This is a genomic window from Pseudomonas sp. (genome assembly GCF_048269965.1).
Lineage (GTDB): Bacteria > Pseudomonadota > Gammaproteobacteria > Pseudomonadales > Pseudomonadaceae > Aquipseudomonas.
Genome location: NZ_JBLWTV010000021.1, coordinates 88,060 through 97,215, shown reverse-complemented (window position 1 = coordinate 97,215; position 9,156 = coordinate 88,060). Strand labels below are relative to the sequence as shown.

The following is a 9,156-nucleotide window of genomic DNA, read 5'->3' as shown; positions in this document are numbered from 1 at the left end:
GGCAGGTAGGCGCGCGAGGTGACGTAGCCCCGGTCGATGTAGAACTGGGTGATGGCCTTGAGTAGCTCGTTGAGCTGACCAACGCCCAGACACTCGCCAGCGAAACGCTGCAGAATGGCCTGCTGGTCGTCCTCTGCGAGAAGAGTGGCGCCTTCCAGACGAATCTGCTCGATCGCGAAGCAGCGCTCGTCTTCGACCGAGGCGGTTTGCAGTTTGGGGGCTTCACCGGGCAGTTGCTGCAGCTCCTCGAGGCGCCGCTGCTGCTCTTGCAACAGGCGCTCCTGGCGCTCGCGGATCAGCTCACGGTCGCCCGGCGTCTGCGCCAGCGCGATAGTGGGAAGGGAAAAGAACAGCCATAGGGCCCAAAAAAGGCCGGGAGCCACTTTTAACGTCGCGCAGCGACGGCCCGCAGGGTGGCCGCCAGGGATGGCAGGCGATAAAGGGCTAATACGAAGAGGCATGCCTTCAGCCCTTTGAACAGCAGAAAAACGGCGCCTGAAAATCGGCGGCGATTAAAACACATGGCACCTTGACATCAAATAGGGTTTTGATGAACGGCGTCACAATCACTGGCTCGCAACCCTTCCAGCCGACAAATGGCATATAGCCACCAGCCTTCTCGTCCCTTGCCCTCACTCCGCCTTACTGCCTAGGCTGTGCCCTTTCACTTGATTTGGACCTTGCCATGGAAAACCGGCAGAGCTGGCGCCAGCGCCTTTACATCATCATTTTCGAAACCAGCACGCCGGCAGCGCAGCGTTTCGATAACTGGCTGCTGGTGGCGATTCTCGCCAGCCTGGTGGTGGTGATGCTCGACAGCATCGAGCGCTTCCACAACCAGTACGCCGATGTGTTCGGCGCGCTGGAGTGGTTCTTCACCGCGCTGTTTGCCATCGAGTACGGCCTGCGCCTGTATAGCTCGCCCAAGCCGCTGCGCTATGCCTTCAGTTTCTTCGGCCTGGTGGATCTGTTGGCGGTGCTGCCGGCCGTCCTGGCGTTGGTGTTTGCCGATGCGCAGTACCTGATGATCGTCCGGGCCATCCGCATGATCCGCATTTTCCGCGTGCTCAAGATGCGTCAGTACCTGACCCAGGCCAACTTCCTGCTGGTGGCACTGCGCGGCAGCAAGCAGAAGATCGTGGTGTTTCTGGTCAGCGTCTCGACTCTGGTCACGGTGTTCGGTGCCCTGATGTACGTCATCGAAGGCCCGGCCAACGGTTTCACCAGCATTCCCACCGGCATCTACTGGGCGGTGGTGACGCTGACCACCGTGGGCTTCGGCGATATCACGCCGAAGACGCCCATCGGCCAGATGCTGGCCACGATGGTGATGATCACCGGCTACTCGATCATCGCCGTGCCCACCGGCATCTTCACCGCCGAGCTGGCCAACGCCATGCGCCAGGACGGGCTGATGGAGCATGACTGCCCGCACTGTCGGAAGAACCGCCACGAGCACAGCGCGGCGTTCTGTAGTCGCTGCGGTGGGCCGCTGTTCAGCAGACAGGCCGGGCCGTCATCATCGGCGCAAAGCCCGCCTGAAACAGACTGAAGCAAAACCGATCGACCACCACGTGGTCATAAAGTCGCCCTGTGGGCTATAAAGCCCGACTTTTTAGCTGAAGGAAGCGCGCCATGGCCGTTACCACCAATGAATCCACGGCACCTGCCAAGGCTGCCTGGATTGGCCTGATTCTGGGCCCCTTGCTACTGCTCGTCTGCCTGGTCACCGAACCACCAGCCGGCCTCTCCAGCACCGCCTGGGCCACCATCGGCCTGACCCTGCTGATGGCCACCTGGTGGTCGACCGAAGCCATTCCGATCCCGGCCACTTCGCTGCTGCCGATCCTGCTGATCCCGGCGTTGGGCATCGACAGTCTCAACGCCGCGACCGCGCCCTACGCCAACCCGACCATCTACCTGTTCCTCGGTGGTTTCGTGCTGGGCCTGGCCATGGAGCGCTGGAACCTGCACAAGCGCATCGCGCTGATGACGCTGCTGGCGATGGGCAGCAAGCCGAGCCGGCAGATCGCCGGGTTCATGATGGCCACGGCCTTTCTCAGCATGTGGGTGAGCAACACCGCCACCACCATCATGATGCTGCCCATCGGCCTTTCGGTGATCGGCATGCTCACCAGCGAGCAGAGCACCGGCGAAGCCGACCGTGAGCGCTTCGCCACCGCACTGCTGCTGGCAATTGCCTATGCCGCCAGTGTCGGCGGTATCGCCACGCTGATCGGCACCCCGCCGAATGCTTTGCTGGCCGCCTTCCTCGCCGACAACTACGACGTGCAGATCGGCTTCGGCCAGTGGATGCTGCTGGGCGTGCCGGTGGCGGTGATCATGCTGGCGTTCATCTGGTGGTGGCTGACCCGTGGCGGTTTCAACCTGGCCGGGCATGACAGCACGCAGCTGATTCGCAGCGAGCTGGCCGAACTCGGCCCGTTGAGCCGTGGCGAGAAGCTGGTGGCGCTGGTATTCGTGGTCACCGCACTGGCCTGGGTATTCCAGCCGTTGATCTCCGGCTGGGTGCCCGGCGTCAATGACACCAGCATCGCCATCGCAGCGGCGATGGCGCTGTTCATGATTCCGGTGGACGTCAAACAGCGCGTGTTTCTGATGAACTGGGAAAGCGCCAGCAAACTGCCCTGGGGCGTGCTGCTGCTGTTCGGCGGCGGCCTGTCGCTGGCCGGCGTGATTCGCAGCACCGGCCTGGCCGAATGGATCGCACAGAGCCTCGGCGCCCTGAGTGCGCTGCCGGTGATCGCGATGATCGGCGTGGTGGTGCTGGTGATCATCTTCCTCACCGAAGTCACCTCCAACACGGCCACCGCTGCCGCCTTCCTGCCGCTGCTGGGGGCACTGGCCGTGGCCCAGGGCATGCCGGCCGAGCTGCTGGCGATTCCAGCTGCCATCGCTGCCAGCTGCGCCTTCATGATGCCGGTGGCGACGCCGCCCAATGCCATCGTGTTCGGCACCGGGCACATGAAGATACAGTCGATGATCAAGGCGGGCTTCGTCCTCAACCTCTTCGGTGTGGTGCTGGTGACGCTGATCTGCTACCTGCTGGTGGGCATGATCTGGGCGCATTGAGCCTGGATCGCAGCAACAAGAACGGCGCCTTCGGGCGCCGTTTGCATATGCGGTTGTAGGGCGGGTGCAACCCGCCAGGCCGATTGGCGGGTTTCACCCGCCCTACGCGATCAGCGGTTCTGGTACTGGCGAAACAACCCCGGCGGGATGCCCGAGCTGTCGGTAGCCTTCCACGGCCCGCCGGCTTGCGACGACCAGCTCCAGCCACCGTCCCAGCGGTAGAAGATGCGCTCGCGGTAGTATAGATCACGTGCGCCTTCGACCACATAGACGCCCAGAGCCGGGTTCCAGTGGCTCTTCACCCCAGGCGGTGGCGCGTAGCGCGGGTGCGAGGGCTGCTGCACCGGCGGCAGTTCGCCGACCGGTACCCTCGGTTGCTGCAGTACGCAGCCGCTCAGGCCGAGTCCGAGTGCGCAGGCCAGCACCAAACGCTTCACTGTGGCTGCCCGTCGCGGCTGTCGATCAGCAGCGCCTGCACGTCACGGGCGGTGTTGGCCACCGGGCCGGTCTGGCCAGTCCATTCGCCCTGGGTGGCGTTACCTGCGCGGGACACACGCGCCACCAATTGAACCTGGTCGAATCGGGAAATCTTCAGTTCGGGCATCATCGCATCCACATCGGAGAGGCTGATCTGCACCGGCAGGTCGGAGACCTTCAGGCGCTTGACCGCCAGTGGCATCGGCGGGCCACTGAGGGCGCGGGCGAAGACGAATACGGCATCGTCCGGCTGAACATTCTGCTGCACTTCAGGTGACAGCGATACGCTGACCTCCAGCGCATGCACCTTGGCGCTCGGCTCGGCAGCCGCGCTGGGCTGCTCGCCCTCGCCCATCTGCTGACGGGCGCGTTCGATACCGCCGGCGATGGCCGCACGCGACGGGTCCTGCTCCGGCAGCACGGCGACCAGGCGTTCCCAGTAACCCACGGCATCGGCATAGCGCTGGCTTTCATAGGCGGCGATGCCGAGCAGGCCGAGGCTGGTGACCTCTTGCGGATCGGCCTTCAACGCTTCGTCGGTGAGCGCCTGCATCTGCTCGCTCCACTGCTTGCCTTCGGCGAAGTACAGCGCCTGCGCCCATTGGCCGAGTAGTTCCGGGGCACGCCCGGCGATCGCCACGGCACGCTCGAACGCCTTGGCGGCATCGCCGGCACGCTCCTGCGCCATATAGGTACGACCGAGGAAGTACCAGGCCTCGGCAGACTCCGGCTGTTGCTGCACGGTCTGCTCCAGGCGCGCGGTCATCTCCTCGATGCTTTGCGGCTGCGCAGCGGCCATTTGGCGAGTCTGTACCACCTCATCGACAGCGCCCCAGTGCAGATAAAGGGCCACACCCAGCACCGGCACCAGCAGCGCCGAGATCAGCGGAATCTTGCCGCCAAGCACGCTGCTGCGGCGCTGCACGCCTTCGGTGTCATCCAGCAGCTCGCGCGCTGCCTCGGCGCGACCGGCCTCCATCTGCGCTTGATCGAGCACGCCAGCCTGGAGTTGGTTTTCCAGCTCCTGCAGGCGCTCCTGATAAAGGGTGACGTTGAGTGCGGTGCGGTCTTCTTCGGCCTGCAGCTTGCGAATGCGCAGTACCGGAATCAGCAGAAACGCCAGGGCAGTCAGCAACAGCAGCCCGGCGGGCAACCAGAAATCGATCATCGGTCTTTCTTGTCCTGAGAGGCTTGTTCGAGCAGTGCGGCGAGGCGCGCCTGCTCATCGACGGAGAGGCCGGCAGCCGAGCGGTCCTTGTTCTGGCCACGGCGGCGCAGGACAATCACCCCGAGCACACCGAAACCTATGACCAGCAGGCCGGCCGGGCCGTACCAGAGCAGCAGCGTGCGGCTGGTCAGCGGCGGTTTGTAGAGCACGAAGTCGCCGTAACGCGAGACCAGGAAATCGATGATTTCCTCGTTGCTCTTGCCCTCTTCGAGCATGCGGTAGATCTCGCCGCGCAGATCCATGGCGATCGGCGCATCGGAGTCGGCGATGTTCTGGTTCTGACACTTCGGGCAACGCAGCTCTTCGATCAGAGTGCGATAGCGCTGGCGCTCGGCCTCGTTGGCGAACTCGAAGGTATCGATGGCGGCATGCGCGCTGGCCAGCAGGCCCAGCGCCAGACCGGCAGAAATCAGCAGACGCTTCATGGCTGGGCCTCGTCGACCAGTTGCTGGTAAATCGGCGCCAGCTTCTCGCGCCAGACGCGCTCGTCGATGGTGCCGACGAACTTGTGACGGATGATGCCCTTGGCATCGACGAAGAAGGTCTCCGGCGCGCCGTACACACCCAGGTCCAGCCCCAGGCTGCCCTTGGCGTCCTCGATGTTGAGCTGATAGGGGTTGTGCAGGTCGCGCAGCCATTTCTGCGCCGGCTCGCGCTTGTCCTTGTAGTTGACCCCATGGATCACCACACCGGCCTCGGCCAGCTTGTTCAGCACCGGATGCTCGTGGCGGCAGGCCGGGCACCAGGTGGCCCAGACGTTGACCAGCGCAGGTCGGCCCTTGATGTCGGCCTCGCTGAGAGTGCGCTCGGGATCATCCAGCGACGGCAGGCTGAAGGCCGGGAACGGCTTGCCGATCAACGCCGAGGGCAGTTCGGACGGATCGAGGAACAGACCGCGATAGAGGAAGACGGCAATCGCCAGAAAGGCCAGCAGCGGCAACAGCAGGAGCAGGCGTCTCATGCGCTGGCCTCCTGCATGCCCAGGGCTTCACGCACGCGGGTTCTGACCTTGATGCGGTAGCGCTTGTCGGCCGCAGCGAGCAAGCCGCCGAAGCCCATCAGCAACGCGCCCAGCCAGATCCAGCGGACGAACGGCTTGATGTGCACACGCACCGCCCAGGCGCCCTGCTCCAGCGGCTCGCCGAGGGCGACGAACAGATCACGGGTGAAGCCGGCATCGATGCCCGCCTCGGTCATGGTCGCTTGCTGCACGGTGTACAGGCGCTTTTCCGGGTACAACACACTGATCAGCCGCTCGCCGTCGAATACGCGCACCGTGCCCTTGTCGGAGATGAAGTTGGGGCCTTCATGATGCACGGCGCCGTCGAACTGGAAGCGGTAGCCGCCCAGCTCCACCGACTCACCCGGCGCCATGCGCAGATCGCGCTCGTAGCTGCCGAGACTGGTGAGCACCACACCCAGGGCGCACACGGCGAAGCCGAAGTGCGCCATCTGCATGCCCCAGTAGCTGCGGCCCAGGCTTGGCAGGCCCTTGATCAGGCCCTTGTGGCGCGTCTTGTCGAGAATGTCGCGCACGCCTGCGAGGATCACCCAGAAGGCCAGCAGGCAGACGGCCAGCACGGCCCAGTTGAAATCGCCATGCAGGAAGGTGGCAACCACAGCCAGCACCACGCTGGCCACCAGCACCGGCGTCAGCATGCTACCCAGCCATTTCAGCGGGGTGTCCTTCCAGCGCACCAGCACGCCGACACTGATCACCGCCATCAGCAGCGCCATCAGCGGCAGGAACAGCGCGTTGAAGTAAGGCGGGCCGACCGACAGCTTGGCGCCGGTCAGCGCGTCGAGCACCAGCGGGTAGAGCGTGCCGAGCAGGATCATCGCGGCCGACACCACCAGCACGATGTTGTTGACCAGCAGCAGCGTCTCACGCGACCACAGACCAAAGCCGACCTGGCTCTTGACCACCGGCGCGCGCACGGCGAACAGCGCCAGTGAACCGCCTACCACCACCAGCAGGAAGGCGAGGATGAACACGCCGCGCTCCGGATCGGTGGCGAAGGCGTGTACCGAGGTCAGTACGCCGGAACGCACCAGGAAGGTCCCCAGCAGGCTCAGGGAGAAGGCGGCGATGGCCAGCAGCACGGTCCAGCTCTTGAACACACCGCGTTTTTCCGTCACGGCCAACGAGTGAATCAAGGCGGTGCCTACCAGCCAGGGCATGAAGGACGCGTTCTCTACCGGGTCCCAGAACCACCAGCCGCCCCAGCCGAGTTCGTAGTAGGCCCACCAGGAGCCCAGGGCGATGCCGATGCCGAGGAAGGCCCAGGCGACGATGGTCCAGGGCCGCGACCAGCGCGCCCAGGCGGCGTCCAGCTTGCCGCCGAGCAAGGCGGCGATGGCGAAGGCGAAGGCCACCGAGAAACCGACATAGCCCATGTACAGCATCGGCGGATGCACGATCAGGCCGAAGTCCTGCAGCAAGGGGTTGAGGTCGCGACCATCGGCCGGCGAATTCGGCAGCAGGCGCTCGAAGGGGTTTGAGGTGACGATCAGAAACAGCAGAAACCCGACGCTGATCATGCCCATCACCGCCAGCACGCGGGCGAGCATCTCTTCCGGCAGGTGGCGCGAGAAGATCGCCACGGCGAAGGTCCAGCCCGCCAGGATCAGCGCCCACAACAGCAAGGAGCCTTCGTGCGCGCCCCATACCGCGCTGAACTTGTAGTACCAGGGCAGCGCGCTGTTGGAGTTGTGCGCCACGTAGGCGACGGAGAAGTCGTCGACCATGAAGGCATAGGTCAGGCAGATGAAGGAAAACAGCAGGAAGGCGAACTGACCCCAGGCGGCCGGCTGCGCCAGGCTCATCCACTGGTGGTCACCACGCCAGGCACCGATCAGCGGCAGCGTCGCCTGCACCAGGCACAGGCACAGCGCCAGGATCATCGCCAGATGGCCGAGCTCGGGAATCATTGTGCGCTCTCCTGCTGATAGCCCTGTTTGGCGGCTTTGGCCTCATTGTGCTGCTGCATCATTCCGCTCTTTTCCAGCGCCTGCATGACTTCAGGCGGCATGTAGTTCTCGTCGTGCTTGGCCAGCACCTCGTCGGCCACCAGCACGCCCTGTTCATTGACCCGGCCGAGCGCGACGATGCCCTGCCCCTCACGGAACAGGTCCGGGAGGATGCCGTGGTAGCGAATGGTCACGCCGTGGGCACCGTCGGTGACGACGAAGTCGACTTCCAGGGTATCGGCGGAACGCTTGACGGAGCCCTCCTCCACCAGGCCGCCGGCACGAATGCGGGTATCGACCGGCGCCTCGCCATTGGCGATCTGACTCGGGGTGTAGAACAGGTTGATGTTCTCCTGCAACGCGGTCAGCGCCAGCGCGACGGCGATGCTGACGCCGCAGAGGATGGCCAGAACGATGTACAGGCGTTTCTTGCGAACCGGATTCACTTCGACTTCTCCCGGCGCAAACGGCGCGCCTCGTCTTGCAGGTAACGGCGGCGTGCCAGGATTGGCAGCACCACATTCAACGCCAGGATCGCCAGGCTGATGCCGTAGGCGCTCCAGACGTAGGGGCCATGAGTACCCATGGCGAGAAACTCGGAGAACGACGCGAAACTCATGCCTTGCCCTCCACCAGCGTCTGCACTTCGGCTTTCACCCAACTGCTGCGCGCTTCGCGCTTGAGCACTTCCAGGCGCATGCGATAGAGCAGCACGGCACCGAAGAAGCAGTAGAAACCCAGCACCGCCAGCAGCAGCGGCAGCCACATTTCCACCGGCATCGCCGGTTTTTCGGTGATCTTGAAGGTGGCGCTCTGGTGCAACGAGTTCCACCATTCCACCGAATACTTGATGATCGGGATATTGATCACACCGACGATGGCCAGCACGGCGCAAGCCTTGGCGGCGCTGTCACGGTTGCTGATGGCATTGCCCAGGGCGATGACGCCGAAGTAGAGGAACAGCAGGATCAGCATCGAGGTCAGGCGCGCGTCCCAGACCCAGTAGGTGCCCCAGGTCGGCTTGCCCCAGATGGCGCCGGTGAGCAACGCGATGGCGGTCATCCAGGCGCCGATGGGAGCGGCCTGCTGCAAGGCGACGTCGGCCAGCTTCATCTTCCATACCAGCCCGACCAGCCCGGCAATGGCCAGGGTCACGTAGATCGACTGGGCGAGGAAGGCCGCCGGAACGTGGATGTAGATGATGCGGAAGCTGTTGCCTTGCTGGTAATCCGGCGGTGCGAACGCCAGGCCCCAGATCAGGCCTGCGGCGATCAGCACCACGGCAGCGATGCTGAGCCAGGGCAGCCAGCGGCCACTCATCTCATAGAACCACTTGGGCGAACCCCACTTGTGAAACCACGTCCAGTTCATTCAGTCGACTCATCATC

Annotated in this window: 11 protein-coding genes; 2 read left to right on the top strand and 9 right to left on the bottom strand. The window is 64.3% G+C overall.

Features of this window, described 5'->3' with window-relative positions; all coding sequences use genetic code 11:
* The coding region (locus ACN0X6_RS20565; RefSeq protein ID WP_417706828.1) for a POTRA domain-containing protein at nt 1–383 on the bottom strand (383 nt) is incomplete at its 3' end.
* A 302-nt stretch (nt 384–685) separates the two neighbouring features.
* Here ACN0X6_RS20565 and ACN0X6_RS20560 point away from each other — a divergent pair.
* Together ACN0X6_RS20560 and ACN0X6_RS20555 are read left to right on the top strand one after the other, a co-directional pair.
* A complete protein-coding gene (locus ACN0X6_RS20560) occupies nt 686–1,552 on the top strand; it encodes an ion transporter (RefSeq protein ID WP_417706827.1) in 867 nt (288 codons plus the stop codon).
* Between the two features lie 83 nt (nt 1,553–1,635).
* Nucleotides 1,636–3,093 carry an SLC13 family permease gene (locus tag ACN0X6_RS20555; RefSeq protein ID WP_192981731.1) on the top strand — a complete coding sequence of 486 codons (1,458 nt, stop codon included), beginning with the start codon at nt 1,636–1,638 and terminating at the stop codon, nt 3,091–3,093.
* Between the two features lie 110 nt (nt 3,094–3,203).
* On the opposite strand, the gene ACN0X6_RS20550 is transcribed toward ACN0X6_RS20555, so the two are convergent.
* Genes ACN0X6_RS20550 through ACN0X6_RS20515 form a run of 8 tightly spaced genes read right to left on the bottom strand, consistent with a single transcriptional unit; the run spans nt 3,204 to nt 9,139 of the window.
* Nucleotides 3,204–3,530 carry a hypothetical protein gene (locus ACN0X6_RS20550; protein ID WP_417706824.1) on the bottom strand — a complete coding sequence of 109 codons (327 nt, stop codon included), beginning with the start codon at nt 3,528–3,530 and terminating at the stop codon, nt 3,204–3,206.
* Nucleotides 3,527–4,738, bottom strand: a complete 1,212-nt coding sequence (gene ccmI / locus ACN0X6_RS20545; RefSeq protein ID WP_417706822.1) for a c-type cytochrome biogenesis protein CcmI — start codon at nt 4,736–4,738, stop codon at nt 3,527–3,529. Before ccmI ends, ACN0X6_RS20550 begins: the two co-directional genes overlap by 4 nt.
* A complete protein-coding gene (locus tag ACN0X6_RS20540) occupies nt 4,735–5,223 on the bottom strand; it encodes a cytochrome c-type biogenesis protein (RefSeq protein WP_417706820.1) in 489 nt (162 codons plus the stop codon). Before ACN0X6_RS20540 ends, ccmI begins: the two co-directional genes overlap by 4 nt.
* Complete coding sequence (locus ACN0X6_RS20535; protein WP_093050903.1) at nt 5,220–5,759, bottom strand: DsbE family thiol:disulfide interchange protein; 540 nt, start codon at nt 5,757–5,759, stop codon at nt 5,220–5,222. The genes ACN0X6_RS20540 and ACN0X6_RS20535 overlap by 4 nt, the downstream gene beginning before the upstream one ends.
* Nucleotides 5,756–7,729, bottom strand: coding sequence for a heme lyase CcmF/NrfE family subunit (locus ACN0X6_RS20530; protein ID WP_417706818.1), 1,974 nt, complete (start codon nt 7,727–7,729; stop codon nt 5,756–5,758). Before ACN0X6_RS20530 ends, ACN0X6_RS20535 begins: the two co-directional genes overlap by 4 nt.
* Nucleotides 7,726–8,214 (bottom strand): cytochrome c maturation protein CcmE, encoded by a 489-nt coding sequence (gene ccmE / locus ACN0X6_RS20525; protein WP_417706816.1) that lies wholly within the window; start codon nt 8,212–8,214, stop codon nt 7,726–7,728. The genes ACN0X6_RS20530 and ccmE overlap by 4 nt, the downstream gene beginning before the upstream one ends.
* On the bottom strand, nt 8,211–8,387 hold the full coding sequence (ccmD, locus tag ACN0X6_RS20520; RefSeq protein WP_021489619.1) for a heme exporter protein CcmD: 177 nt from the start codon (nt 8,385–8,387) through the stop codon (nt 8,211–8,213). The genes ccmE and ccmD overlap by 4 nt, the downstream gene beginning before the upstream one ends.
* The gene (locus ACN0X6_RS20515; RefSeq protein WP_417706814.1) at nt 8,384–9,139 is read right to left on the bottom strand and encodes a heme ABC transporter permease; all 756 of its coding nucleotides are present in this window, start codon (nt 9,137–9,139) and stop codon (nt 8,384–8,386) included. The genes ccmD and ACN0X6_RS20515 overlap by 4 nt, the downstream gene beginning before the upstream one ends.
* Between the last annotated feature and the right edge of the window lie 17 nt (nt 9,140–9,156).